Consider the following 25,865-nt stretch of genomic DNA (forward strand, 5'->3'; position numbering starts at 1 on the left):
GTGCCGGACGCGGCGTGGGCATGGAGGGGGGCGGGGTCGGTGCCGGTGCCGTACGGGTCGGGGCCCGTGTCCTGCGAGGCGTCGGCGGGGACGGGGTCCCGGTCCCACTCGGCCGAACTCCCCTGGTCCGCCCCGTCGTCGGGCATACGGAAGGCGTCGGCCAGCGACTCCCGCACGGCACGGGCCCGTTCGGCGGCGGTACGGCCGGCCGGAACGCCTCGGGCGACGGGAGCGGGCGGTGTCGTACGGCGCGGCCGGGCCCCGCCATCGGTGCCCCCGCCCGTGACCTCCGTGCGCAGCCGCCGCTCTTCCGCACGGGCGGCCCGCAAGGCCTCACGCGCCCGGTCCGCGGGGCGCGCTCCTTGTGGGGCTCCTCCCCCGTTCCCCGCAACCGGGGCGGGATTCGCCGTGTCATCGAGCCGGTCGGTCTCCTCACCGGGCCCGCTCGCCGGCGCGTCCGACCGGGCAGGCGTATCCGCCTCTTCCTCAGCCGTTCTGGCCTCCTGCGGCTGTCCCTCGGCTCCGGCGCCCCGACGATCGGCGGCCGCGCGCCGCAGCGCCGCTCGGGCTGCGTCCCCCGGCCGGGCCTCACCGGGCTCCGGCTGCCGCGCTGCGGCCCCTTCGCCGACAGAACCGACAGAACCGGCGGATGGCCCGGGCCTCGAGCCGTCGCCCGCAGGCTCCCTCGGCTCCGCCGCGCCCTCCGCGGTCCCCTCCGCCTCCCGGCGCTCCCGTGCCTCCCGCAGTGCCCGGCGTACCTCGTCCGCCGGCCGGCCCGTCATGACGTCCTCCGCAGGGAGACGAGGTCGGACAGTTCGCGGTCGGTCAGTTCGGTCAGGGCGGCCTCGCCGGAGCCGAGGATCGCGTCGGCCAGGGCCCGCTTCGCCTCCAGCATCTCGGCGATGCGGTCCTCGACGGTGCCCTCGGTGATGAGGCGGTGGACCTGGACCGGCTGGGTCTGGCCGATGCGGTAGGCGCGGTCGGTGGCCTGCTCCTCCACGGCCGGGTTCCACCAGCGGTCGAAGTGGACGACGTGGCCCGCGCGGGTGAGGTTGAGGCCCGTGCCCGCCGCCTTCAACGACAGGACCAGGACCGGCGTCGCACCGCTCTGGAAGCGGTCCACCATGCGCTCGCGCTCCGGCACCGGTGTGCCGCCGTGCAGCAGGTCCACCGGGACCGCGCGGTCGGTCAGGTGGGCGGTGATGAGGCGGGCCATGCCGACGTACTGCGTGAAGACGAGAGCCGAGCCGTCCTCGGCCAGCAGGGTGTCCAACAGCTCGTCCAGCAGGGCCAGTTTGCCGGAGCGGACGGCGAGCCGGTCGGCGGCCCCGGCCTCCTCCTTCAGATACAGCGCGGGGTGGTCGCAGATCTGCTTCAGCGCGCCCAGGAGCTTCAGCACCAGGCCCCGGCGTGCGATGCCCTGCGCCGTGTCGATGGCGAGCAGCGACTCGCGGACCACCGCCTCGTACAGGGAGGCCTGTTCGCGGGTGAGCGGGACCGGGTGGTCCGTCTCCGTCTTGGGCGGCAGTTCGGGGACGATGCCGGGGTCGGACTTCTTGCGGCGCAGCAGGAAGGGGCGGACCAGCCGGGCGAGGCGCCGCACCGCCTCGGCGTTCTCACCGTGCTCGCCGTTCTCGACGGCGCGTGCGTGGCGGGCGCGGAAGGACTTCAGGGGGCCGAGCAGTCCGGGGGTCGTCCAGTCGAGCAGGGCCCACAGCTCGGAGAGGTTGTTCTCCACCGGGGTGCCGGTCAGCGCCACGCGCGCGGGTGTCGGGATGGTGCGCAGCGCCTTCGCCGTCGCCGAGTACGGGTTCTTCACATGCTGCGCCTCGTCCGCGACGACCATGCCCCAGTGCTGCTCGGCCAGCCGCGGTGCCGTCGACCGCATGGTGCCGTACGTCGTCAGCACGAAGCCGCCGTGCAGGTCCTCCAGGGTGCGGTCGGGGCCGTGGAAGCGGCGGACGGGGACGCCCGGCGCGAACCGGGTGATCTCCCGCTGCCAGTTGCCGAGCAGCGAGGCCGGACAGATCACCAGGGTCGGCTCGCTGCGGGCGCGCCGCAGGTGCAGGGCGATCACCGTGATCGTCTTGCCCAGGCCCATGTCGTCGGCGAGGCAGCCGCCGAGGCCGAGGGAGGTCATGAGGTCCAGCCAGGCCAGCCCCCGCAGTTGGTAGTCGCGCAGGGTGGCGTGCAGACCCGGTGGCGGCTCGGCGGGCCGCACCCCGGCCGTCAGCCGGTCCCGCAGCGCGGCCAGCGCGCCGACCGGTACGGCTTCCACCGTCTCGCCGTCGACCTCCGCGCTGCCGGTGAGTGCGACGGACAGTGCGTCGACCGGGTCGAGCAGGCCCAGTTCGCGCTTGCGGGCCTTGCGGACGAGCGCCGGGTCGACCAGCACCCACTGGTCGCGCAGCCGGACCACGGGCCGGTGGGCCTCGGCGAGCGCGTCCATCTCGGCCTCGCTGAGCGGGTCGCCGCCGAGCGCCAACTGCCAGCGGAACTGGAGGAGTTCCTCGCTCTCGAAGAAGCCGGTGCCGTCGGTCGCCGAGCCCGGCGCGGAGCGCACCACCGCGGCCGCGGTCAGGTCCTGGGCCAGGTCACGGGGCCAGTGCACGGCGACCCCGGCCGCCGCGAGCCGGGTCGCGGCGACGCCGAGCAGGTCGCCCAACTCCTCCTCCGACAGGGCCAGTACGTCGGGCACGTCCTGTTCGGCGAGCCGGTCCAGAGGCGCCCAGACCCTGGCGGCACGCCGCACCGCGAGGGCGGCGTCCACGCGTGCGCGGGGGCCGAACACCGCGTCCGCCTCGCCCGACCACAGGGCCGCCGCGTCGGCCACGAGGGTGGGGTCGGCGAGGCTGTGCACCTGGACGATCGCGGCACCGGCGCTGCGGGCCCGGCCGCCCTCGTCGAAGAGGTCGTACGCCGACAGGTCGAGGCGGAGCGAGATCCGCACGCCCGCGTCCATGCCGGCGGCGACCTCGGCGGCCCAGTCCTGCGCGCCGGGCAGACGCTGCGGGCGGCGCTCCGCGAAGGGCCTGCCGGAGGCGAGGGGCGCGGCCGGGGTCCGCGGGAGGGTGTCGGCGACGGCGTCCAGGAAGGCGCGCATCAGCGCTTCCGGTGCGGGCAGCCGGAGCGGGCCGGGGCCGGGCAGCGGGACCGCGTGGCCCTCGTGGGGCAGGGCGGCGGCGATGGCGCGCAGGTGCGCGATGTCGTCCGGGTCCAGGGGGCCGGCCCGCCAGGCGTCGTGGCCGGTGGCGGTGAGGCCGGGCAGCAGGCGGCCGCGGGCGGTGAGCCGCAGCGCGTGCAGGGCGGCCGCGCCCCAGCAGGCGGTGGCGGGGTGGGCGGCGGGGTCGCGCCGGGCGCGCATGAGGAGGGGCAGGGCCTCGGCCAGGGGCAGTTCGAGCGCGGGGGCGGTCCTGCGGCGCACTCCGGGGCCGTGTCGGCGTACGACGGTGAGATCCGTGTGTCCGTCGGGCAGCGGCCCGTCCTCGGGGTCCCAGAAGGCCATCCGGCCCTCGCGCGGGAGGGGTGCGGGCAGGAAGACGGCGGCGAGTCGCACGGAGACCGGGTCCGTCGCTCGCCCGTCCACCGCGACCGTGTCGGTCATACGTCCTGCCACCTCCCGTCCCGTGTGTCGGATCAGACGTCTTCGACTCTACGGGCGGGGTCTGACAATCGGCTCCGGCGACGGGCCCGGCCGCCGTGCCGGGCAACCGGACGGGCGGGGGTGTCGACCTGTGTCCTACGGAACGGTGCGGGAGACGACGTACACCATCGGGTTGGCCGGGTCCGCGGTGTTCACCACGATGTCCTGGGTGGGCGCCGGGTTCTTCTGCTTGTGGACGAGGCCCGACCAGGGGCCGGGGCCGGTGAACCGCCAGCCGGTGATCTTCTGGTCGCGGGCGCCGATGGTGATCTCGCCCTTCTTCAGGTCGTCGCGGTTGACGCCGACGCCGGCGAGGAAGGTGTCGAGGCCCGCGTTGCTGGTGCGGAACTGGACGTAGAGGCGGCTGGTCTTCCAGTTGTTGGTCTCGTAGTACGCGATCCGGTCCGCGGGGTGCGGGATCGGCACCTGGTAGAGGCGGCGCTGGACCTTGGACGGCCAGCCTGCGGTGAGGCCGGTCGCCGAGTACTTCGCCTCCTTGTCCTTGCCGCTGTTGCGGCTCTGGTTCGCGGAGATCACCAGATAGCCGGCCGGGACGCCGATGAGCAGCACGATGATGAGCAGGGTGAGCGCCCGGCGGCGGTTGCGGTGGCGGCGGTCCTCGGCCGGCCGCCGCGGTTCCTCCGGGGAGTCGCCCTGGCGGGGCACCGAAGGGGTCATGGACGGGTTCACGCCTGCCCCTGGGTCGTACGGCGGGACTCCGTGTACTTGGCGTAGCGCTCGTACCGCTCGACCCGGCGCCGGTTGGCGCGCCGGAAGCGGCGGGCGACCAGGCGGGCGAGGTCGGCGGCGCCGACCATGCCGGCCTCGGGGCCGAGCTGGGCGCGGACGATGCGCGCCTCGGGGCGGTAGCCGCGCCCGGTGAGCTGGCGCTTGAAGGCGTCGCGCGCGGGGGAGATCAGCAGCTCGTCGGCGGCCGAGACACCGCCGCCGATCACGAAGCAGGACGGGTCGAGCGCGGCCGCGAGGTTGGCGATGCCGACGCCGAGCCACTGGCCGATGTCCTGGAGCAGCTCGATGCACATGGCGTCGCCGTCACGGGCCAGCTCGGTGATCATCGGGCCGGTGATGTCGCCGATCTGCCCCTTGACGTGCTCGATGATCCCGTAGGCCACCGGGGAGTCGGCCGCGGCCAGCTCCTTGGCCTCCCTGACCAGCGCGTTACCGGAGCTGTACTGCTCCCAGCAGCCGCGGTTGCCGCACGGGCAGCGGTGGCCGCCGGGCACGACCTGCATATGGCCGAACTCGCCTGCGACACCGAACTTTCCGCGCTTGACCTGGCCGTCCTCGAGGATTGCGCCGCCGATGCCGGTGCCGAGCGTGATCATGACCAGGTGGTCCTCGTCGCGGCCCGCGCCGAAGCGCCACTCGGCCCAGGCGGCGGAGTTGGCGTCGTTGTCGACCAGGACGGGCACGGCGAGCCTGCCCGCGAGGCGGTCGCGCAGCGGCTCGTTGCGCCAGGACAGGTGCGGGGCGAACAGGATGCGGTTGCGGTCGGCGTCGACCCAGCCGGCCGCGCCGATGCCGACGGCGTGCACGTCGTGGCGGTCCGACAGGTCCAGGACCAGTTCGACGATGGTGTCCTCGACGACCTTGGGGCTCTTGGACTTGTCCGGGGTCTCCGCGCGGAGCTTCTCCAGGATGTTGCCGTCGGCGTCGACGACTCCCGCCATCACCTTGGTGCCGCCGATGTCGATACCGACCGTCGGCACGCGGGGTGCGGTCAGGTGTGAGCGGCGTTCCCTGGTACCGACCGTGCGGAGGACGGGGGCGCGCCGGGAGCCGATCGGGGCCGTGAAATTGCCGTAGGTGCTCATCAGGCCCGATTGTGCCTCACCGTGAGTAAGGGTGCTGTGCGGGGGCGCAAAGGGCCGGTTCCCGTGCTGTGCCGGGGGCGGGTGCATGGAGGCTCGCCGCGCGTCGGTCGCATTGTCCGGACATTGGGACCAATGCGGCGACACTCGAGCGGATCCCAGGGCTGTCTTCAGGGCCTCACGAGCAGTTGGAACTCGAAGGAGTAGCGGGTGGGGCGGTAGGTGTGGGTGCCGAACTCGACCGCGCGTCCGGTGTCGTCGAAGGTGACGCGCTGCATGGTGAGCAGCGGGGCGCCCTCCTCCTCGGCGAGCCGCTCGGCCTCGACGACGGTGGCGCCGCGCGCGCCGATGGACTGACGGGCGCTGTGCAGGGTGATGCCGGCGGAGCGCATCATCCGGTACAGGCCGGTGGCCTCCAGCTGGCCGGTGTCCAGGTCGAGCAGGTCGAGCGGCAGGTAGTTGCAGAGGTACGCCATCGGCTCGCCGTGCGCGAGGCGCAGCCGCTCGACGCGGTGCACGTCGCTGTCCTCGGCCACCCCGAGCGCGGCCGCGATCTCGGCGGAGGCCGGGACGAGAGTGTTGACGATGACCTTGGTGGCGGGGCGCTGACCTGCCGATTCCAGGTCGTCGTAGAGGCTGCTGAGCTCGAGTGGGCGCTTGACCTGGCTGTGCACGACCTGCGTGCCGACGCCACGGCGACGTACGAGCAGGCCTTTGTCGACGAGCGACTGGATGGCCTGGCGGACGGTGGGCCGGGACAGGCCCAGGCGCGCGGCGAGCTCGATCTCGTTGCCCAGCAGGCTGCCGGGGGTCAGCGTTCCGTGCTCGATCGCGGCCTCCAGCTGCTGGGACAGCTGGAAGTACAACGGCACCGGGCTGCTCCGGTCCACACTGAGTTCGAGCGACACGGTCGGGTCCACATCTGGTTTCGGCACGGGCCCGAGCGTAGCTCCGCGCGCTGTTGACGGGAAGTTGTGTAGTTCGATTGTCAGGACATATGCATTGACAGGGTGGGGTCCCCGGCCACATTTTGTTCACATGCGCATCGGCGTCATCGGTACGGGCCGGATCGGCACCATTCACGCGAACACGCTCAGTCGTCATCGCGATGTCGGCTCTCTGATCCTCACGGACGCGGACGGCGCGCGGGCCCAGGAGCTCGCGAACCGGCTGGGGGAGACGGCCGCGCCGGGGGTGGACGAGATCTTCAGATGGGGCGTGGACGCGGTGGTGATCACCACCGCCACCTCGGCGCACGCCGAACTGATCGGCCGCGCGGCGCGCTCGGCGCTGCCGGTGTTCTGCGAGAAGCCGATCGCCCTCGATCTGCCGGGCACGCTCCAGGCGATCGGCGAGGTCGAGTCGGCCGGGACCGTACTTCAGATGGGGTTCCAGCGCCGCTTCGACGCCGGGTACACGGGCGCCCGGGACGCGGTGCGGTCGGGACGGCTCGGGCGGCTGCACACGGTGCGGGCGCTGACCTCGGACCAGGCGCCGCCGCCGGCCGCGTGGCTGCCGCTGTCCGGCGGGCTGTACCGGGACACGCTGATCCACGACTTCGACGTGCTGCGCTGGGTGACCGGGCGGGAGGTCGTGGACGTGTACGCGGCCGGCTCCGACGCCGGGCCTCCGATGTTCCGTGACGCGGGCGACGTCGACACGGCCGCGGCGGTCCTCACCCTCGACGACGGCACCCTCGCCACGGCGACGGCGACCCGGCTGAACGGCGCCGGCTACGACGTCCGGATGGAGCTGGCGGGAGAGCTCGACCAGATCGTCGTCGGCCTGGACGACCGCACGCCGATCGCCTCCACCGAACCGACGGGTCCACCGGCCGCGACCAAGCCGTGGACGGGCTTCCTGGAGCGGTTCGGGCCGGCCTACGAGGCCGAGCTGAACACCTTCGTCGAGGTGGTCCGGGGCGAGCGGGCCAACCCCTGTGACGGGCGCGAGGCGTTGCAGGCGCTGCGGATCGCGGAGGCGTGCGAGGTGTCGCGGCGGGAGCGGCGGCCGGTACGGATGGCGGAGCTGCCGGGCTGAGCGGTCCTCCGAAGCCGCAGGGCCCGATCCCCCGCACCGGGTCCCGCCCTGTACGGCCCTACCAGCGCACCGGCAGGCTCCGCAGCCCCCGTATCAGCATCCCCGGCAGCCACTCCCCCGGCGGTCCGTCCAGGGCCAGGTCCGGGGCGCGGTCCAGCAGGCTCCGGATCGCCGTACGCGCCTCCAGGCGGGCCAGGGGAGCGCCCAGGCAGTAGTGGATGCCGTGGCCGAAGGCGAGATGGCCCCGGGGGTCGCGGCGGATGTCGAAGGTGTCCGGGGCGGGGTAGCGGGTGCCGTCGCGGTCGGCCGCGGTGAGGCCGACCATGACGTGGTCCCCCTCGGCGATGGTGGTGCCCGCGATCTCCAGGGGCTCGGCGGCGTAGCGGAACGTCGCGTTCTCCACCGGTCCCTCGTAGCGCAGTGTCTCCTCGACCGCGCCGTCGATCAGGCTCATGTCGGCGCGCAGGGCGGCGAGTTGGGTGGGATGGGTGAGCAGGGCGTGGACGCCGTTGGTGATGAGGTTGACCGTCGTCTCATGGCCGGCGATCAGCAGGAGGAAGGCCATGCCCAGCAGTTCCTGCGGGGAGAGCCGGTCGCCGTCCTCGGCGGTGGTGCGGATGAGGTCGCTCAGCAGGTCGTCGCCCGGTCCGGCGCACCGCTTGTCCTCGATCAGCTCGCGCAGGTACGCGTCGAGCCGGACGACGGCGTCGTAGGAGTTCTCGGGGCTGGTGGGCGCGACCACCTCCGTCGACACCTTCCGGAACTCCGTGCGGTCCATCTCGGGCACGCCGAGGAGCTCGCAGATCACGGTGATCGGCAGGGGGTAGGCGAGGGACTGCACCAGGTCGCCGCGGCCGTACGGCAGCATCGCGTCGAGGAGGTCGTCGGTGATCTCCTGGACCCTGGGCCGCAGTTCCTCCACGCGACGCACCGTGAAGGCGCGGGAGACGAGGCCGCGCAGCCGGGTGTGCTCGGGCTGGTCGGCGCCCAGCAGATGGCGGCCGATCAGCTCCTCCTCGTGGAACGTCACACCGATCCGGCGGCCGTCCTTGGACAGCCGGGGGTCGGCGAGGGCCGCCCGCGCCTCCTCGTGCCCGACGACGAGCCAGGCCCAGTAGCCGGGATCGGAGCCCGGCGGCCGGACCCGGTGCACCGGGCCGCGCTCACGCAGTCGCGCGTACACGGGATGCGGGTCCGTGCGGAAGGCCTCGCCGAACTCGCCCAGGTCGACCACTTCTGCCATGAAGATCCCTTCCCCTCCCTCCGAGAACGGACAGCACGCCCCGCTAGTGCCCGCCCTCCCCGAAATCCCCGGATTCCGCGGCCTCGGTCCCTTCCTCCAGCAGCCCCGCGTCGTAGGCGAGCAGCGCGATCTGCACCCGGTTGTTGAGGTCGAGCTTGGCCAGGACGCGTGAGACGTGCGTCTTGACGGTGGCCACGCTCATGAAGAGTTCCGCGGCGATCTCGGCGTTGGACAGGCCCCGGCCGACCGCGACGGCCACCTCGCGTTCGCGGTCGTTGACGGCGGCGATCCGCTCACGCGCGCGCGAGCGACGGGTGTCGGCGGCGGTGCCTGCCGCGTGGTGCATCAACTGCCGGGTGACGGTGGGCGACAGCACGGGGTCGCCGGCCGCGACCCGGCGCACCGCGTCGACGATCTCCGCGGGCGGGGTGTCCTTGAGGACGAAACCGGCGGCGCCCGCGCGCAGGGCGCGCAGGACCTGTTCATCGGCGTGGAAGGTGGTGAGGACCACGACCTGGGGCGCGTCGGGCCGGGTGCGCAGCCGTTCGGTGGCGGTGATGCCGTCCATGGACGGCATCCGGATGTCCATGAGGACGACGTCCGGGCGGGTGCGGTCGACGAGCGCGTCGACGTCCTTGCCGTCGGCGGCCTCGCCGACGATCTCGATGCCGTCGGCACCGCCGATCATCAGGGACAGGCCGGCCCGAACCAGCGGATCGTCGTCGACGAGGAGCAGTCTGATCGCGGTCATGGGGCTTACGTAATCACGGTTTCGGGGTCCTGCCGCGGCTGTCGTCGGCCACACAGTCGCGCTCCGTGCCGGGAGCGCCGTAACCGCGCCGATGTACCACCGGGCGTCACCACGAGGAGTCATGGGCAGGATCGCTCCATGCCTACCGTGTACGCCCTGTTCGTGGGCATCGACGACTATCCCGTCAGACCACTACGAGGCTGCGTCAACGACGCGCGGGCGGTGGAGAGTCGACTCGGATCCCAGAGCGCGACGACCGACACGCGGACGCTGTACGACGCGCAGGCCACCGGGCGGCCGCGCCGGCGGGCATCCGGGACCTCCTCGTGCGCGGCGGCCCGGGCGACACGGCACTGCTGTGGTTCTGCGGGCACGGCAGCCGGCGCCCCACCGGCGATCCGCGCGTGGCGAGCGGCTGGTCGGAGGCGCTGGTCTGTCACGACAGCCTGTAGGCGGGCGGGCAGCCCCTGCTGGAGGACGCCGAACTCGGCGCGCTGCTCGACGAGGTCGCGGGCCGCGGTGCCCATGTCGTCGCGGTTCTCGACTCCTGTCACTATGGCGCGTCCCGGGAGCCCCGACGCGGTGTGGACTGGCAGCCGTGGTGGCGTACGGCCGTGACGCGCGAGGTACGGCCCGGGCCGCGCCGGCATGTGCTGCTCGCCGCGTGCCGCCCGCACGAGTACGCGCACGAGGGCTGCTTCGACGAACGAGTGGTTTCGGGACAGGAGGGTGACCGGACGCCCTTTGTGCACCGGCCACTTCACGAGGGGAGGCGAACACCCCGTGCACGGCGCCCGTTCACGTCCACGGCAGCCAGGCCCGCACCCCGAACCCCCCGCCCGCCTCCGGCCCGTGCTCGAGCCGCCCGCCGGCCAGCGTCGCCCGCTCGGTCAGCCCGATGAGCCCCTGCCCGGAGCCCGGTACGGGGGTCACCTCGCCCTCGGGTGCGGGGTTGCGGACGGTCACGGTGAGGCCCTCGCCGGGCGCGCCCTCGACCGAGACGGTGACCTCGGTGCCGGGGGCGTGTTTGCGGGCGTTGGTCAGGCCCTCCTGGGCGATGCGGTAGGCGGTGCGGCCGACGGAGGCCGGGACGGCGGCGGGGTCGGTGACGCGGGTGTCGAGGCTGACCTTCATACCGGCCTCACGGGACTCGGTGACCAGCGCGTCCAGTGCGGCGAGGGTCGGCTGGGGGCGGCCCGTGTCGTCCTGGTCCCCGGCCCGCAGGACACCGATGATCTCGCGCAGGTCCTGGAGCGCCTCGTGCGCGCTCTCCCGGATGACGCCGGCCGCGCGGGCGACCTCCTCCCGGGGTGCGTCGGGCCGGAACTCCAGCGCGCCCGCGTGCACGCTGAGCAGGGTCAGCCGGTGGGCGAGGACGTCGTGCATCTCGCGGGCGATGGCCTCGCGGGCCAGCCGCTGTGCCTGCTCGGCCCGCAGCCGGGCCTCCGTCGCGGCGCGCCGGGCGCGGTCCTGGAAGCTCAGCACGAGCTGCCGCTTGGACCGTACGACCATGCCCGAGGCGACCACCACCGCGGTCATCAGCACGAAGATGACGACCGTGACGAGATAGGGCAGGTCGGGGTCGGGGCGGATCCAGAAGTAGAGCGGGATCCCTGCCATGGAGGCCCCGCCCACCCACGCGACGTACCGGAACGGCCGGTGCACGGCGAGCGTGAACACGGCGATGAGGCAGGCGCCGCCCGCGGTGTCCGAGACGAACCCCACAGGGAGCGAGGCGACGGCCAACCCGACGGGCCAGCGGCGACGCAGCCACACCGCGGCGCAGGCGACCGCGCCGATCACCTGGTCGAGGCGGGCGAGGCCGTCCGGGACATGGGGGTTGGAGGTCACCGCGTCCGCGCCGAGCAGGCCGACGATCACGGCCACCGCGAAGCAGCTGAAGTCGACGAGCCAGTCGCGCGCGGTGCGCCGGGGCCGCCGCCCGGGCCGCTCGCCGTCCGGGTCGAGTTCCTTGAGGACGGCCGAGGGCATCAGCCAGCGCCGCCCCGCGAACGCTGGGGACACCGCTGCGGGCTCGTCTCCACTCACGGTCGACAAATCTACGCACGGAAGGCCCGTGTCACCTCCGCGCGGACGGGATCTCCGACCAAAGTCGGCGGGCCGCCTACTTTCGGCGCGGCCGGACCGCGCGGACCGCAGACTTCCGTCGCATGCGCCTCGCCCCGCGGCCGATGTCCGTGGGGGGACCGCGGGGCGAGCGTATGCACATGAAGCAACTGCTGGAACTGCTCGGATTTCTCGCCCTGGTGCAGGGCGTCGCCGGCCTGGTGCACGAGTTCACCGACTGGCACTGGGGACTCGTACAGCGGCTCGACATCCTCGACGGCTACGGGCTCTACGCGAGCGTTGCCCTGCTCGTCCTGGCGATCGCGCTGTTCGCCGCCGCGGAGAGCCGGAAGTCAGGCTGAACGCGGGCCGGACCTCCGGCTGGTCTCACCGTTCCTCGACGAGGTTCGACTCGGCTCAGCAGCTGTAGTTGACCAGGTTGAACGTGACGTAGTGGTCCGCCGTGTAGTAGTCCTCCTGGGTCTTCTGGCCGGTGACGATACGACGGGCTCCACGCGTGGACGATCCGGGCGTGATGACCGTGTACTCGTGGTAGTAGCCGCTCGACTGGCTGGGCAGGACGCCTTCCCGGTTCTGGAAGACGGTGCCGTCCTGGGAGTACGGGTAGGGACCACCCTGCTCGATCAGGTCGAGCGTGTCGTGCGCCTGGGAGGGCAAGGCGCTGTAGCAGACACTGCCGACCGCGGCGGCCGCCGGTGAGGCGGTGGCGACGGTGCCTCCGACGAGGAGGGCGGACAGTACGGCGGCCGCGGCGCCGATGCGAGTGATTCGTGGGGGGAATCTCATGCCCTCATGATGACGCGCGTAGACAGTGGCATGTCAATGACAACTCCGGAGATTTTCCCGTCAAGTCCGATGAGTTTTCCAGGAGTTAACCTGCCGCCCGGCGTCCCCACGCGGTCCCCGCAAGCACCAGTGCGCCACCCGCCAGGCCGAGCACGCCGAGCCGTTCCCCGCCGAGCGAGATACCGGCCAGGGCGGCCCACAGCGGCTCGGTGCCGAGGAGCAGGCTGACCCGGGACGGGGAGGTGCGGCGGACCGCCCACATCTGCACGAAGAAGGCGAACAGCGTGCAGAACACGGACAGGAACAGCAGCCCGGCCCACTCGCGCGGCCCGAAGTCCACGGCCGTCTGCCAGGGCGTGGCGTCGGCGCCGGTCGCCAGGAGCACGAACACCGCCACGGCGGCGCCGAGTTGGACGGTGGTCAGGGAGAGCGCGTCGGCGCCCTGGACGGACTTGACGCGGGACATGGCGAGGACGTGGACCGTGCGGGCCAGGGCCGCGAGCAGCATGAGCAGATCGCCGAGGGAGGGCGAGGTGAAGCCGCCGCCCTGGGTGAGCAGGACGACGCCGAGCACGGAGATCGCGGCGGCGCCGAGGAAGGCCCGTGAGGGTCGGGTGCGGGTGACGGCGGCCTCGGCGAGCGGCGTGAAGATCATGGTGAGGCTGATGATGAGGCCCGCGTTGGTGGCCGAGGTGTGGACGACGCCGTACGTCTCCAGCAGGAAGATCACGCTGAGGATCAGCCCGAGGAGTCCGGCCCCGCGCCACTGGGCGGCGCTCAGGGTGCGCAGCGAGCGCCACCCGACGGCCACGAGGGCGGGCAGGACGATCGCGAAGCGCAGCACCAGGACCGCGATCACCGTGCGGGCGGTGGTGATGTCCTTGGCGGCGAGATAGCTCGCGCCCCACACGACCGCCACGAGCAGGATGGGCAGGTCGGTCAGCCAGGTGCGGCGGGGCGCGAGGACGCCCGGTACGGCGATCGAGGACATCTGGGCGGCTCTCCCGGTCTCCATCGGTGATGTGGAGACGTCGGTGGCTCGCACGCGGAGCGATCACCGTACCGGCGCGGCCGGATTTCGCCTAGGGGTTCGCGGGGAGCTCGTACGACCCGTATTCCGGCCGTCCCGCCAGGTCGTACGTCTGGATGGAGGCGCCTGTGGAGGTGATGAGCCCGCTCCGGTGCGTGAAGGCCGTCGGCAGGCTGCCCTCGGTGAAGAGGCGGCGGCCGGCGCCGAGCAGGACCGGGAAGGTGATCAGGTGGATGGTGTCGATCAGGTCGAGGGTCAGCAGGGACTGTACGAGGGCTCCACTGCCGTGGAGTTGGAGCTCGCCGTCGGTGCGCTCCTTGAGGGCGGTGACCTCCTTGGTCAGGTCGCCGCTGATCACACTGGTGTTGGCCCACTCGGGGTCGGCGAGTGTGGACGAGGCGACGTACTTCGGCAGGGCGTTGAGCTTCGAGGCGACCGGGTTGGCGGGGTCGGTCACTTTCGGCCAGTACCCGGCGAAGATGTCGTACGTACGACGGCCGAGGAGGAACGCGCCGACGTCGCTGAAGACCTGGTCGACGAACCGGCCGAAGTCCTCGTCGGCGTACGGGACGGTCCAGCCGCCCTGCTCGAAGCCGCCCCTGGTGTCCTCCTGGGGGCCGCCGGGGCCCTGGTAGACGCCGTCGAGGCTGACGAAGATCTGGGAGACGAGCTTGCCCATGACGGGTGCCTTCTCTCTGGGATGGGGTCTGTTGTCATCAGCTCAGACCCCACCGGCACCCGCAACTCATCGGTGGCGCGTCACCCGGCGTTCGTCGAGAACAGGCCGCCCGTCGGGCCCTGCTTGTCGCCGCCCTGGGCCTTCTTGAGGGCGTTCGCGAGGCTCTCGATGGTGAGGGACTGGAGGATGACGCGGCCGTTGCCCTCCAGGGTGGCCAGGGAGAGGCCCTCGCCGCCGAGGACGGCGTTCATGATCCCCTGCCGGTTGAGGCCGCCGACGCGCTGGACGCCGTACTGGATGCCCTCCTCGAAGGCGACGACGCAGCCCGTGTCGACCTCGATGCGGCCGCCGAAGTCGGCCGGGTCGAGGTCGATGAAGTTGCCGGCGCCGGCGATGATCACGGTGCCGCGGCCGGTGAACTTCTCCAGGACGAAGCCCTCGCCGCCCTTCATGCCGGTCCTGCCGCCCTGGAAGGCGATGCCGAAGTCGACGGTCGACTCGGCGGCGACGAAGGCGTCCTTCTCCGCGAACCACGCGCGCGTGCCGTCGAGCTCCAGGGCCCGCATCTCACCGGGCAGGACGCCCGCGAAGCCGACGGTGCCCTCGCCGCCGGTCGACGTGAAGTACTGGAAGGCCGGCGACTCGCCCGCGAGCGCGCGCTGACCGACCTGCATGGCGGTGCCCATGGCCTGACGGAGCATGCCGCCCATGCCGCCGGCGCCGCCCTGGGGCTGCTGGCCGCCGGGGTTCGACGGCCCGCCGAGGCGGGTCTCCATGGTCACGTTCGTGGTCTTGAACAGGAACTTCCCGGCCTCGCAGTACACGGTCTGACCGGGCTGCAGGCTGACGACCGCCATCTGCATGGCGTTGCCGACGATTTCTTGCTGAAGGGTCACGTCAGGAGAACGCGGGAAGCGGAGGAAAGAGTTCCGGCCATCCGACCTCGGTGTCCGTTCGCCGCCGGCACGGGCGTCCGCGGACCACTGGGATGGAGCCATGACTACTTCTTTGAACGCCAAGGTGGCTCTCGTCACGGGCGGCAGCCGCGGTATCGGCGCGGCGACGGCGGTACGGCTGGCCCGGGAGGGCGCGGACGTGGCTCTCACCTACGTGAACGGCAAGGAGGCGGCCGAGGACGTCGTACGGGCCGTCGAGGCACTGGGGCGCCGTGCGGTGGCCCTGCGGGCGGACTCCGCGGACGCGGCGGAGGCGGCCGGGGCGGTGGGCCGTGCGGCGGAGGCGCTGGGCGGCCTGGACGTGCTGGTGAACAACGTGGGCGTGGGGGTGCTGGGACCGCTGGAGGACCTGTCGCTCGCGGAGGTGGACCGGGTACTGGCCGTCAATGTGCGCGGGGTGTTCCTGGCCTCGCAGGCGGCGGCCGCGCGGATGCCGTCCGGTGGCCGGATCATCACCGTCGGCACCTGTATGACCCAGCGAGTGCCCGGCCCCGGCGGAACCCTCTACGCGACCAGCAAGTCGGCCCTGATCGGCCTCACCAAGGCCCTCGCCCGGGAACTGGGCCCCCGCGGCATCACCGCGAACATCGTCCACCCCGGCCCGACCGACACCGACATGAACCCGGCGGACGGTCCGTACGCCTCCGGCCAGTCGGCGATGACGGCGCTCGGCCGGTTCGGGACGGCCGACGAGGTGGCGTCGATGGTCGCGTACCTGGCGGGGGCGGACTACGTCACGGGCGCCGAGTTCGCGGTGGACGGAGGCCACGCGGCCTGACGCGCGCGTGGGGCGCACCGGAGTTCTCGGGCCCGGTGCGCCCCACGCGCGCGTGCAGGTGTCAGCCGCCCAGCTCCTGGTGGCGAGCCGCCAGGGCTGCCGCGCCGGGCTCCGTCAGGGAGCCGTGCAGCCGCAGTCGGGAGATGCCGCCGTCCGGGAAGATGTCCACGCGCGCGTGGGTGCCGACCGCCGGGGTCGCGAGGACGAAGCGGTGGTCGGTGTCGGGCTGGAGGCGGGTGCGCGGGAGGATCTCCGTCCACTCGCCGTCCTCGCCGTCCTTGACGGACACCGACGCCCAGCCGGCGCTGTTGCCCTTCAGATACGCCGTGTCGATCTCGATCGCGCGGATCTGGGACTGGGCCACCAGCCGGTAGCGGATCCAGTCGTTGCCCTGGTCGCGGCGGCGGCGGGTCTCCCAGCCGTCGTCCATCTTGCGGGAGCGGCCCGGCTGGATGGTGTTGGAGGCCGGGGAGTAGAAGAGGTTGGAGGCGTCCTCGGCCCGGCCGCCGTTCTCCAGGGCGACCACGTCGAAGGTGCCGAGGACCGACAGCCACTGCGGGTCCGGGACCACCTCGCCGTGGACCCGCAGGCGGGCGATGCCACCGTCGGGGTGCTGGTTGACCCGGAGGTGGGTGAAGCGCTGCTCGACCGCCACCTCGAAGCCGTTCGCCGCGTGGCCGCCGACCGCCGTGCGCGGGACCAGCGTCGTCCACTTCACGTCGTCGCCCAGCAGCTCCTGCGGCGACGGCGAGCCCGCCACCGACGTGCCCTCGACCGACACCGCCTGCGGGTAGTTGCCGCGGAAGTGGGCCGTGTCGACGACGATGCCGCGGATCACACCGGGCGCGCCGAGACGGACCAGCGCCCAGTCGTGGTCCTCGGCCGTCGGCCACGGGTGCCCGGCGGAGGCACCGCGGCGGCGGCGCGTCTCCCAGCCGTCCATGATCTTGCCCTTGTGCCCGAAGTGCTCGGGGTCGAACTCGGCGCGCTCGGGGATCAGCAGGTTCTCGCGCTGGGCGAAGAACTCGTCGTTGGCGGCGATGACCGAGGCACCGAGCTGCCGGGCGGCGAGGTCGGCGTACTGGGTGAAGGGGAAGTCGGCGCTGCGGTAGTCGGCGTACGGGTCACCGCCGCCGTACGGGTTCGCGTCGCCGGTGAAGCGAGCCGGAGGAGATTGATGCTGCGCCGTCAAAGGTCTGCCTTTCGAGAGTCGGCCGCTGCGGGTGCGGAAGTCTGCGTCAGTGGTCCCGGGTGAGAAGTCGGCCCTTCGGCTCCGTGAACTCGCCGTCCTGGACGATGCGTTCGCCGCGCAGCCAGGTCGACTTCACGACGCCGTACAGGGTCTTGCCCGCGTACGCCGTCACGCGGTTGCGGTGCTGGAGCCGCGCCGGGTCCACGGTGAAGGTCTCGTCGGGCGCGAGGATCGCGAAGTCCGCGTCGCGGCCGGCCTCGATGGCGCCCTTCTGGTCCAGGCCGACCAGTTCGGAGGTCCGCGTGGACATCCAGCGGACGACGTCCTCAAGGGTGTGGTCACGCCTGCGCGCCTCGGTCCACACCGCCGCGAGGCTCAGCTGGAGACCCGAGATGCCGCCCCACGCCGTCGCGAAGTCGTCCGTCTTGAGGTCGGCCGTCGACGGCGAGTGGTCGGTGACCACGCAGTCGATCGTGCCGTCGGCCAGTGCCTGCCAGAGCAGGTCCTGGTTGGCCGACTCGCGGATCGGCGGGCAGCACTTGAACTCGCTGGCTCCGTCGGGGACTTCCTCGGCGGTGAGGGTGAGGTAGTGCGGGCAGGTCTCGACCGTGATGCGGACGCCCTCGGCCTTGGCGGCGGCGATGAGCGGGAGCGCGTCACTCGACGAGAGGTGCAGGACGTGCACGCGGGCGTCCAACCGCTTCGCCTGGGCGATGAGCTGGGCGATCGCGGTGTCCTCGGCGTCGCGCGGACGCGAGGCCAGGAAGTCGGCGTACCTGGGGCCACCGTGCTGCGGGGCGGCCTCCAGATGGTGCGGGTCCTCGGCGTGCACGATCAGCAGGCCGCCGAAGGAGGTGATCTCGGCCAGCGACTGGGCGAGCCGGTCCTGTTCCAGGTGCGGGAACTCGTCCACGCCGGACGGGGAGAGGAACGCCTTGAAGCCGAAGACACCGGCCTCGTGCAGCGGGCGCAGGTCCTTGACGTTGTCGGGCAGGGCACCGCCCCAGAAGCCGACGTCGATGTGGGCCTTGTCGACGGCGACGTCCCTCTTGGTACGGAGGTTGTCGACCGTCGTCGTCGGCGGCAGGGAGTTGAGGGGCATGTCGACGAGGGTGGTGATGCCGCCGGCCGCCGCCGCGCGCGTGGCGGTCCAGAAGCCCTCCCACTCGGTGCGGCCCGGGTCATTGACGTGCACATGGGTGTCGACCAGGCCGGGCAGGACGACGTGGTCGTCGACGTCCTCCAGGCGGGCACCCTCCGGGACTGCGGCGTCGTACGGCAGGACGGCCGTGATCTTCCCGGCGGAGACGGCGACCGAAGCGGCACGCGTCCCTTCCGGAGTGATGACGCGCGTCGAGCGCAGCACCAGTTCTACGTCGGACACCCGGACCCCTCTCTATAGCCGTTGTTACTTCCGGGAAACGGGATTTACTCCCACGTAACGGAATTCAACGTTCTGTTGAAGGAGTCTTCACTCCCGCTTCCCCGCCGTCAAGGGCACACTTCTCCACAGGGCTTCGACGCGCCACACTCTGGACGTTTCCACAAAGCGGAATTAGAATTCCGACAGGCAGAACGTAGCTACGCACCAGCGGGGAGTCAACCGACTGGCGGGTAGGCTTCTGCCCTTTCCCGCCCGCCCCGAAAGGAACGCGCCGTGCCGACGTCCAGCGCCAGCACCACCGACTCCCCCAAGTCCACCACTGGCGGGGTCCAGTCCCTCGAGCGCGCCTTCGATCTTCTGGAGCGGATGGCGGACGCGGGCGGCGAGGTCGGCCTCAGCGAGCTCTCCGCGAGCAGCGGACTGCCGCTGCCCACCATCCACCGTCTCATGCGCACGCTCGTGGCCTGCGGATACGTCCGTCAGCAGCCCAACCGCCGCTATGCGCTGGGCCCGCGTCTGATCCGCCTCGGCGAGTCCGCGTCCCGGCTGCTGGGCACCTGGGCCCGCCCCTATCTGGCCCGGCTGGTCCAGGAGACCGGCGAGACGGCGAACATGGCGCTGCTCGACGGCGACGAGATCGTGTACGTCGCCCAGGTGCCGTCGAAGCACTCGATGCGCATGTTCACCGAGGTCGGCCGGCGCGTCCTGCCGCACTCCACGGGCGTGGGCAAGGCCCTCCTGGCGAACGTCCCCGACGCCGAGGTGCGCGCCCTGCTCTCCCGCACCGGCATGCCGGCCGCGACGGAGAAGACGATCACCACGCCGGACGGCTTCCTCGCGGCCCTGGCGGATGTACGCCAGCTCGGTTACGCGGTCGACGACAACGAGCAGGAGATCGGCGTCCGCTGCCTCGCGGTGTCGGTCCCGGACTCCCCCACCGCCGCCGCCATCTCGATCTCCGGTCCGGCGGGCCGGGTCACCGAGGCGGCCACGGACAAGATCGTGCCGGTGCTCCAGCAGGTCGCCGGGGAACTGTCCGAGGCGCTGGCCACCCAGAGCCCCGCATGACCGGCTTAACGCGCTGGCCGGGCCGGTACACCGACCGGCACGGCACCGAGGAGATCGTCTTCGAGACGGATGGGCGGGAGCTGATCCGTACGACGATCAGGGGTGTCGCTTTCGAGGGCGACATGATGGACGATCTCGGCGCCCTGGGCGGTGAACCGCCCGAGCTCCCCTTCTCCTTCTTCGACGGAGGCCTGTGCTCCTGCCTGCTGGAGTGGGAGGTGCCGCTGCCCGTCGACGTGGCGGGGGACGGCGTACGACCGGGTGTGCTGCACTGCGCCCTGCGGATGGGGGACCCGGCGGGTCCGGGGCGCGGCCCGGACGCGCAGACCCTGAGCGCCGCCCTGCGGCTGGACGGACACGAGTACCACGTCGTCGACGGCCCGGGCGACCTGGAGCACGCCCTGCACGCCCTTCAGCGGGAGTTGCCCAGAGCGGCCCGGCTCCGGGCCTGCGTCGCGTGCGCCTGGTCCGACTACCACCCGGCCGGCAGCCCGATGATGGCGGGACTGGCCTGCTTCCGTGACGCCAAGGACCTCTACCGCCGGGTGGACGGCAAACACGGGCCGCACGGCATCTTCGCGGTCTGGCACGCACAGACCGAGCTCGTCCAGGAGACCTGGCTGTGCGAGGAGTTCGAGCACCGCACCTCGGACCACGGCTACCGAGGGCCGTTCCCGTACCGCGGGTCGCTCTGAACCTGGGGCCCTTCTGACGGATCAGCGGACGCCGCGACGCCGCGATGATCCGTCAGAAGGGTCCTAGCGCCGCGGCTCCCCGAACAGATCCACCGCGTTCCGTACGTCCGTCAGCCCCCGCGACAGCGCGCTCACCGACCCGATCGCCCCCGCGATCAGCAGCAGCGACCGCCGCAGCCGGGGCACCTCCGGTGTCCCGTCGACCGTCATCGCGGCCAGCGCGGCGAGTTCGTCCTCGGCGATGCCACGGTCGGGGAACTCGGCCGGATGCGCGGCGAGTTCGCGGCGCAGCCGGGACACCGCGGTCCGCAGGCCCGCCACCCTGGGGTCCTCGTCGCTGCCGGTCACTGGCGCCCTCTGTCCCAAGCTCCGCAACACAGCTCTCCCCCCTCGCACGCCGTTGTGCGCCCTACGTCGTGATCCGCCCGAACCGCCCCATGGCGTTGGTCAGGCGCCGGGGACGGGGGTCAGTAAACGCCAGCCGGTGGGGGCCGCGCCACTGCGCGGACCGAAATTCAGCCCCCGGAAACCGGCCAGTGCCCGGGTCGTCAGGTATGCAGGACGCATGACGGACAACGCACACCAGGTCGCCGGGCTGCTTCTCGCCGCGGGCGGCGGCCGGCGGCTGGGCGGACGCCCCAAGGCGCTGCTCCAACATCGCGGCAGGCCATTGATCGAACACGCGGTGGACGTCCTGCGCGCGGCCGGCTGCGCGCGCGTGCACGTGGTGCTGGGCGCCGCCGCCGACGCCGTACGCGAGACCGCGCGGCTCGACGGCTGCGTGCTCGTGGACAACCCCGCGTGGGAGCAGGGCATGGGCTCCTCGCTTCGAGCCGGTCTCGACTCGTTCTCCGGCACGGACGTGCGGGCCGTGCTCGTGTCGCTGGTCGATCAGCCCGGTATCGGACCCGAGGCGTACGCGCGCGTGCTCGTCGCGTACCGGTCCCCCGACTCCCTGGTCTCGGCCGCCTATGACGGCGTACGCGGGCACCCCGTGCTCTTCGGGTCCGCCCACTGGGCGGGGATCGCCGCGACTGCCGACGGGGACCGGGGGGCACGTGCCTATCTGAAGGAACACGCCGGGGAGATCGCCCTCGTCGAGTGCGGGGACATCGCCCGGCCGTACGACATCGACACCGTCGAAGATCTGCAGCACCTTGAGTGAGCGGGGTGGCACTCAGCGCCACGTTCCCTCGACTCGGAGAATCTCGATATCAACAAACCATTGAACTTCCACGATGAGGAAACTAGTATCCACTGATCAGAAGCGTCCTCCTGCTCCGAGGGCGTTCCTCGCCGTACCCGGTTCGAGTGGCACCCGGTGCCAACGCTGAAGGAAGTGACAGCTCATGTCCGCACCAGCGCCGTCCCCGCTGGCCATCGTCGACGCCGAGCCCCTGCCCCGGCAGGAGGAGGTGCTCACCGACGCGGCCCTCGCCTTCGTGGCCGAGCTGCACCGCCGGTTCACGCCCCGTCGTGAAGAGCTCCTCGCCCGCCGTGCGGAGCGCCGCGCCGAGATCGCCCGCACCTCCACGCTCGACTTCCTCCCGGAGACCGCCGCGATCCGCGCGGACGACTCCTGGAAGGTGGCCCCCTCCCCCGCCGCCCTGAACGACCGCCGCGTCGAGATCACCGGCCCCACCGACCGCAAGATGACCATCAACGCCCTCAACTCGGGTGCGAGGATCTGGCTCGCGGACTTCGAGGACGCCTCGGCGCCGACCTGGGAGAACGTGGTCCTCGGTCAGGTCAACCTGGCCGACGCGTACACCCGCAGCATCGACTTCACCGACGAGAAGTCGGGCAAGTCGTACGCCCTGCGCCCGAACGAGGAGCTCGCCACCGTCGTGATGCGGCCGCGCGGCTGGCATCTCGACGAGCGCCACCTCGTCGCCGCCGACGGCTCCCAGGTCCCCGGCGCCTTCGTCGACTTCGGCCTCTACTTCTTCCACAACGCCCAGCGTCTGCTCGACCTCGGCAAGGGCCCGTACTTCTATCTCCCCAAGACCGAGTCGCACCTCGAAGCCCGCCTGTGGAACGACGTGTTCGTCTTCGCGCAGGACTACGTCGGCATCCCGCAGGGCACCATCCGCGCCACCGTCCTGATCGAGACGATCACGGCGGCGTACGAGATGGAGGAGATCCTCTACGAACTCCGCGACCACGCCTCCGGGTTGAACGCGGGCCGCTGGGACTACCTGTTCTCCATCGTCAAGAACTTCCGTGACGGCGGCGCCAAGTTCGTCCTGCCGGACCGCAACCTGGTGACGATGACCGCCCCGTTCATGCGGGCGTACACCGAACTCCTCGTCCGCACCTGCCACAAGCGCGGCGCGCACGCGATCGGCGGGATGGCGGCGTTCATCCCGTCCCGCCGGGACGCCGAGGTCAACAAGGTCGCCTTCGAGAAGGTCCGCGCCGACAAGGACCGCGAGGCCGGCGACGGCTTCGACGGCTCCTGGGTCGCCCACCCCGACCTGGTCCCGATCGCCCTGGAGTCCTTCGACAAGGTCCTCGGCGACCGGCCGAACCAGAAGGACCGGCTGCGCGAGGACGTCCGCGTCGAGGCGGCCGACCTGATCGCGATCGACTCGCTGGACGCCAGGCCGACGCACGACGGTCTCGTCAACGCCGTCCAGGTCGGCATCCGTTACATCGAGGCCTGGCTGCGCGGTCTCGGCGCGGTCGCCATCTTCAACCTGATGGAGGACGCCGCCACCGCCGAGATCTCCCGCTCGCAGATCTGGCAGTGGATCAACGCGGGCGTCGAGTTCGAGCACGCGGGAGACACCGTGAAGGCCACGCCCGAACTGGCCCGCGAGATCGCCGCCCAGGAGCTCAGCACCATCCGCGCGGAGCTCGGCGAGGAGGCGTTCGCCGCCGGCCACTGGCAGCAGGCGCACGACCTGCTCCTGGAGGTCTCCCTCGACGCCGACTACGCGGACTTCCTGACACTGCCCGCGTACGAGCAGCTCAAGGGCTGACGTCGTCCTGCGCAGCCTTGTCCGAGTGGCCCAGGGACTTTCCCGGGGCCACTCGGTCGCGTACGGCCTGCTTCACCGCGGTGGGCTCCGGGAAGCCCTGCTCCTTGCGGTCCCAGACGACCTCGTCGTCGACCCGGACGACGAAGACGCCACCGGTGCCGGGCTTGAGCGACAGCTCGCCCAGCTCCGTCTCGAAGGTCGTGAGCAGCTCCTGCGCCAGCCAGGCCGCGCGGGGCAGCCAGCGGCACTGGGTGCAGTACTCGATCTGTACGACGGGACTCATCCGAGGTGTACCGACCAATCGTGTTCCGCCGCCGGTTTGCCGTGCAGGTCGGGGACCCGCTTCAGCCAGTTCGGACGGCCCTGCTGTGTCTTCGCCGCGCGGAGTGCTTCCTCCGCGGCGAGTTCCTCCCGGGCGGGGAAGTCGGTGGGCAGCCAGGCCTGGGAGGCCTGTACGCGCGCGTGGAGGTACTCCACGTATGCCTCACGTGCCAGGGACGGCGCGTCGAAGTCCGTGAGCCAGGCGTCGGGGACCTCGGCGACCACAGCGCGCAGCAGCTCCTCGGTGACCTTCGGCGCCAGCTCCGCGTCGGCGGCGCGTACGTCGGGGGCGTAGTGGCCGAGGGCGTGGTGGCGGAAGTCGTAGCGCTTGGCGGGGTCCGAGCCGTCCCAGCGGTGGTGGAAGACGAGGGCCGCGCCGTGGTCGATCAGCCACAGGCGCGGGGGCGCGATGCCGAGCGTGGGCCAGACCATGAGGTTGGAGCTGTGGACCGTACGGTCCACGTTCACGGTCAGGGCGTCGAGCCAGACGATCCGGCCCGCCTCCAGGGGGTCGACCCGGAAGGTCCTGGCGACCTCCGGGGTGAAGTCCGCGGCGCCCGACAGGTAGTCCATGCCGAGGTTGATGCCCGCGCTGGCGCCGTGGAGTTCGCGCACCTCCTGGTGGGGCTCGCTGTCGGCGATCGCCGGGTCGAAGTGCACGAGGACCAGTTCGGGGAAGCGCAGTCCGAGCGCGCGGGCCAGCTCGCCGACGATGACCTCGGCGACCAGCGCCTTGCGGCCCTGGGCGGAGCCGGTGAACTTCACGACGTACGTCCCCTGGTCGTCGGCCTCGACGACTCCGGGCACGGAGCCGCCGGACCGCAGCGGGGTCACGTATCGAACAGCAGTCACATCGCGCAGCACACCGGCCAGGGTAATTCAGATCAGGTGACGGCCAGCGGGTTCGGCAGGGGGAGGTACCGCGCGGCCGCGCCGTCGGCTCCGGTCCAGCGCAGCAGCAGGTTGGTCTTGCCGGGGAGGGTGGGCGAGGCGAGGAGGGCCCTGATCTCCGGGAGGTCGTGGCGGGCCAGTTCGCGGCGGGCGGCGGGCCAGGGGTCGAGTCCGGGGTGCCGCTCGGCGAGGACGGCCGCGACCTCGCACAGATGGTTCACGACCAGCGTGTACACCAGGCGCTCCCAGCCGGCCGCCCGGTCCACGTCCGACAGCAGCTTCACGCCCTCCGCGTCCCGGAACAGCGCCTGCACGGGTGTTGCGTCGGCGTCGACGGCGATCAGCGTGTTCTGCAGATGCGCTTCGAGTACGACGCCGTGGTCGGCGAAGGCCGCGAGGGCGGGCGGTACGACGACGCGCAGATACGCCTCCCACCAGGCCGCGCCTCCGCACGGGCTGCCCTCGAAGCCCTCCACGAGGCCCGCGGCCAGCAGCGGGGTGGCGCCGGTCCTGAGGTGGCCGTGGAAGCCGTCGCGGACCAGGACCGCCAGTTCCTCGAAGGCGAAGTCGGCGGTGCGGTAACCGCGGTCCGACAGCCAGGCCGCCGGCCCCCCGGCGAACGCACGGGCCGCCGCCGTGTCGGTCGTGCCAAGGCTCAGCAGGTCGTGGCGCCACAGGCGGCGGATGTCGTTCGTGATGCGTACGTCCAGGCTGAACTTCAGGAACAGGTCGCGCTCGGGGGCGTACAGGGTGCGGATCGCGGCCGTGGGCCAGGCGTCGAAGCCGGTGGTGCCGAGACGGATCAGACGGCCGTCGGCGAAGGCGTCCGAGAGGTCGACCAGGTCGAGCTGCCAGGGGTGGGCGGGCAGCAGCCGGTAGCCGGGCGGGGCCGCGCCGAGGGCGTCCAGGGCCGCGGTGTCGCCCTCGTCCACGACCGTGTCCTCGCGCAGGCCGAGCAGCGTCAGCGGGAAGCGGGCGTGCGCCTCGGGTGCGTACGGCAGCCAGCCGGCGGCCGGACCGCCGCCGCGCGCCTTGGGGGCGGGGTGGTGCGGGTGCCCGGTGAGGAGGGACTGCTCGGAGAGCAGGTACGGGTCCGTGGGCGGCGTGGCACGCGCGCGTGCGGCGAGGATCGCGGCCACCGCGTCCCGGCTGTCGATCATCTCGGCGGGCAGTTCGGGGTTGGACAGGCCGGTGTGGCGGGTCAGTTCCTCGACGACGAGCTTCACGAGTTCGGTGTGACCGATGCGCCGCCAGTGACCGCCGGTATCCACCTCGGGGTCCGCGGGCCGCCGTTCGCCGCGCACCCGCAGCAGTCGGCCGCTCGGCAACCTGTGCCTGCGCAGTTCGCCGGAGCCCGGGAGCGGCTCGGCGACCTCGCGCAGCAGACAGTTGAGCAACGGCGCCGCGGCATGGGCGTCGGCGGCGGCCGGGGGGATGAGGTCCACGCGGTTCACTCGTTCTCTACGGGCGGGCGGAGACGATCAGTATCTATGTCGTCACCCCC

Annotated in this window: 25 protein-coding genes and 1 pseudogene; 7 read left to right on the plus strand and 19 right to left on the minus strand. The window is 72.2% G+C overall.

What is annotated here, in order from left to right; translation table 11 throughout:
- From TN53_RS32605 to TN53_RS32625, 5 genes and pseudogenes are all read right to left on the minus strand, one after another.
- Nucleotides 1–329: pseudogene (locus tag TN53_RS32605) on the minus strand (hypothetical protein); the annotation flags it as partial.
- Nucleotides 330–778: 449 nt separating this feature from the next.
- Nucleotides 779–3,604 carry a DEAD/DEAH box helicase gene (locus tag TN53_RS32610; protein ID WP_046262369.1) on the minus strand — a complete coding sequence of 942 codons (2,826 nt, stop codon included), beginning with the start codon at nucleotides 3,602–3,604 and terminating at the stop codon, nucleotides 779–781.
- A gap of 135 nt (nucleotides 3,605–3,739) precedes the next feature.
- The gene (locus TN53_RS32615) at nucleotides 3,740–4,321 is read right to left on the minus strand and encodes a hypothetical protein (protein ID WP_046262370.1); all 582 of its coding nucleotides are present in this window, start codon (nucleotides 4,319–4,321) and stop codon (nucleotides 3,740–3,742) included.
- 8 nt (nucleotides 4,322–4,329) lie between these two features.
- Nucleotides 4,330–5,478: an ROK family glucokinase gene (locus tag TN53_RS32620; RefSeq protein ID WP_046262371.1), complete on the minus strand. Its 1,149-nt coding sequence runs from the start codon at nucleotides 5,476–5,478 to the stop codon at nucleotides 4,330–4,332.
- 167 nt (nucleotides 5,479–5,645) lie between these two features.
- Nucleotides 5,646–6,383, minus strand: coding sequence for a GntR family transcriptional regulator (locus TN53_RS32625; RefSeq protein ID WP_199924690.1), 738 nt, complete (start codon nucleotides 6,381–6,383; stop codon nucleotides 5,646–5,648).
- Between the two features lie 130 nt (nucleotides 6,384–6,513).
- Between TN53_RS32625 and TN53_RS32630 the strand changes: the two genes are divergently transcribed.
- Nucleotides 6,514–7,515, plus strand: coding sequence for a Gfo/Idh/MocA family oxidoreductase (locus TN53_RS32630; RefSeq protein WP_046262373.1), 1,002 nt, complete (start codon nucleotides 6,514–6,516; stop codon nucleotides 7,513–7,515).
- Nucleotides 7,516–7,573: 58 nt separating this feature from the next.
- Here the strand turns inward: TN53_RS32630 and TN53_RS32635 are convergent, their stop codons facing one another.
- From TN53_RS32635 to TN53_RS32650, 4 genes are all read right to left on the minus strand, one after another.
- A complete protein-coding gene (locus tag TN53_RS32635; protein WP_046262374.1) occupies nucleotides 7,574–8,758 on the minus strand; it encodes a cytochrome P450 family protein in 1,185 nt (394 codons plus the stop codon).
- Nucleotides 8,759–8,801: 43 nt separating this feature from the next.
- Entirely contained in the window at nucleotides 8,802–9,509 is a 708-nt protein-coding gene (locus TN53_RS32640) for a response regulator (protein ID WP_046262375.1), read from the minus strand.
- Nucleotides 9,510–9,685: 176 nt separating this feature from the next.
- Nucleotides 9,686–10,198, minus strand: a complete 513-nt coding sequence (locus TN53_RS32645; RefSeq protein ID WP_159038226.1) for a hypothetical protein — start codon at nucleotides 10,196–10,198, stop codon at nucleotides 9,686–9,688.
- Between the two features lie 109 nt (nucleotides 10,199–10,307).
- Nucleotides 10,308–11,567 (minus strand): sensor histidine kinase, encoded by a 1,260-nt coding sequence (locus TN53_RS32650; protein WP_046262377.1) that lies wholly within the window; start codon nucleotides 11,565–11,567, stop codon nucleotides 10,308–10,310.
- Between the two features lie 170 nt (nucleotides 11,568–11,737).
- Here TN53_RS32650 and TN53_RS32655 point away from each other — a divergent pair, with 170 nt between their 5' ends.
- Nucleotides 11,738–11,938, plus strand: a complete 201-nt coding sequence (locus TN53_RS32655) for a hypothetical protein (RefSeq protein WP_046262442.1) — start codon at nucleotides 11,738–11,740, stop codon at nucleotides 11,936–11,938.
- A 55-nt stretch (nucleotides 11,939–11,993) separates the two neighbouring features.
- Here the strand turns inward: TN53_RS32655 and TN53_RS32660 are convergent, their stop codons facing one another.
- From TN53_RS32660 to TN53_RS32675, 4 genes are all read right to left on the minus strand, one after another.
- A complete protein-coding gene (locus TN53_RS32660) occupies nucleotides 11,994–12,383 on the minus strand; it encodes a ribonuclease domain-containing protein (RefSeq protein WP_046262378.1) in 390 nt (129 codons plus the stop codon).
- 85 nt (nucleotides 12,384–12,468) lie between these two features.
- On the minus strand, nucleotides 12,469–13,374 hold the full coding sequence (locus TN53_RS32665) for a DMT family transporter (RefSeq protein ID WP_046262379.1): 906 nt from the start codon (nucleotides 13,372–13,374) through the stop codon (nucleotides 12,469–12,471).
- Between the two features lie 91 nt (nucleotides 13,375–13,465).
- Nucleotides 13,466–14,092 carry a dihydrofolate reductase family protein gene (locus tag TN53_RS32670; protein ID WP_046262380.1) on the minus strand — a complete coding sequence of 209 codons (627 nt, stop codon included), beginning with the start codon at nucleotides 14,090–14,092 and terminating at the stop codon, nucleotides 13,466–13,468.
- An 80-nt stretch (nucleotides 14,093–14,172) separates the two neighbouring features.
- A complete protein-coding gene (locus TN53_RS32675) occupies nucleotides 14,173–14,988 on the minus strand; it encodes an AIM24 family protein (RefSeq protein ID WP_095046863.1) in 816 nt (271 codons plus the stop codon).
- Between the two features lie 100 nt (nucleotides 14,989–15,088).
- Here TN53_RS32675 and TN53_RS32680 point away from each other — a divergent pair, with 100 nt between their 5' ends.
- Nucleotides 15,089–15,826: an SDR family oxidoreductase gene (locus TN53_RS32680; protein ID WP_046262381.1), complete on the plus strand. Its 738-nt coding sequence runs from the start codon at nucleotides 15,089–15,091 to the stop codon at nucleotides 15,824–15,826.
- Between the two features lie 61 nt (nucleotides 15,827–15,887).
- Here the strand turns inward: TN53_RS32680 and alc are convergent, their stop codons facing one another.
- Together alc and allB are read right to left on the minus strand one after the other, a co-directional pair.
- On the minus strand, nucleotides 15,888–17,018 hold the full coding sequence (alc, locus tag TN53_RS32685) for an allantoicase (protein WP_046262382.1): 1,131 nt from the start codon (nucleotides 17,016–17,018) through the stop codon (nucleotides 15,888–15,890).
- A gap of 46 nt (nucleotides 17,019–17,064) precedes the next feature.
- Entirely contained in the window at nucleotides 17,065–18,402 is a 1,338-nt protein-coding gene (allB, locus tag TN53_RS32690) for an allantoinase AllB (RefSeq protein WP_046262383.1), read from the minus strand.
- A gap of 273 nt (nucleotides 18,403–18,675) precedes the next feature.
- Between allB and TN53_RS32695 the strand changes: the two genes are divergently transcribed.
- Both TN53_RS32695 and TN53_RS32700 read left to right on the plus strand, forming a co-directional pair.
- Nucleotides 18,676–19,470 (plus strand): IclR family transcriptional regulator, encoded by a 795-nt coding sequence (locus TN53_RS32695; RefSeq protein ID WP_046262384.1) that lies wholly within the window; start codon nucleotides 18,676–18,678, stop codon nucleotides 19,468–19,470.
- On the plus strand, nucleotides 19,467–20,165 hold the full coding sequence (locus TN53_RS32700; RefSeq protein WP_046262385.1) for a DUF6304 family protein: 699 nt from the start codon (nucleotides 19,467–19,469) through the stop codon (nucleotides 20,163–20,165). Before TN53_RS32695 ends, TN53_RS32700 begins: the two co-directional genes overlap by 4 nt.
- A 63-nt stretch (nucleotides 20,166–20,228) precedes the next feature.
- Here TN53_RS32700 and TN53_RS32705 read toward each other — a convergent pair whose 3' ends face one another.
- Nucleotides 20,229–20,513 (minus strand): DUF5955 family protein, encoded by a 285-nt coding sequence (locus tag TN53_RS32705; RefSeq protein WP_199924689.1) that lies wholly within the window; start codon nucleotides 20,511–20,513, stop codon nucleotides 20,229–20,231.
- A gap of 217 nt (nucleotides 20,514–20,730) precedes the next feature.
- Here TN53_RS32705 and TN53_RS32710 point away from each other — a divergent pair, with 217 nt between their 5' ends.
- Together TN53_RS32710 and aceB are read left to right on the plus strand one after the other, a co-directional pair.
- On the plus strand, nucleotides 20,731–21,330 hold the full coding sequence (locus TN53_RS32710; RefSeq protein WP_046262387.1) for a nucleotidyltransferase family protein: 600 nt from the start codon (nucleotides 20,731–20,733) through the stop codon (nucleotides 21,328–21,330).
- Nucleotides 21,331–21,514: 184 nt separating this feature from the next.
- Entirely contained in the window at nucleotides 21,515–23,149 is a 1,635-nt protein-coding gene (aceB, locus tag TN53_RS32715; RefSeq protein ID WP_046262388.1) for a malate synthase A, read from the plus strand.
- Here aceB and TN53_RS32720 read toward each other — a convergent pair.
- The 3 genes from TN53_RS32720 to TN53_RS32730 are packed head-to-tail and all read right to left on the minus strand — an operon-like array spanning nucleotide 23,139 to nucleotide 25,815.
- Complete coding sequence (locus tag TN53_RS32720) at nucleotides 23,139–23,432, minus strand: SelT/SelW/SelH family protein (RefSeq protein WP_046262389.1); 294 nt, start codon at nucleotides 23,430–23,432, stop codon at nucleotides 23,139–23,141. The genes aceB and TN53_RS32720 overlap by 11 nt on opposite strands.
- Nucleotides 23,429–24,334: a HipA family kinase gene (locus TN53_RS32725; RefSeq protein ID WP_046262390.1), complete on the minus strand. Its 906-nt coding sequence runs from the start codon at nucleotides 24,332–24,334 to the stop codon at nucleotides 23,429–23,431. The genes TN53_RS32720 and TN53_RS32725 overlap by 4 nt, the downstream gene beginning before the upstream one ends.
- Nucleotides 24,335–24,354: 20 nt before the next feature.
- A complete protein-coding gene (locus tag TN53_RS32730; protein WP_046262391.1) occupies nucleotides 24,355–25,815 on the minus strand; it encodes an IucA/IucC family protein in 1,461 nt (486 codons plus the stop codon).
- Between the last annotated feature and the right edge of the window lie 50 nt (nucleotides 25,816–25,865).

The organism is Streptomyces sp. WM6386 (assembly GCF_000972385.1).
GTDB lineage: Bacteria > Actinomycetota > Actinomycetes > Streptomycetales > Streptomycetaceae > Streptomyces.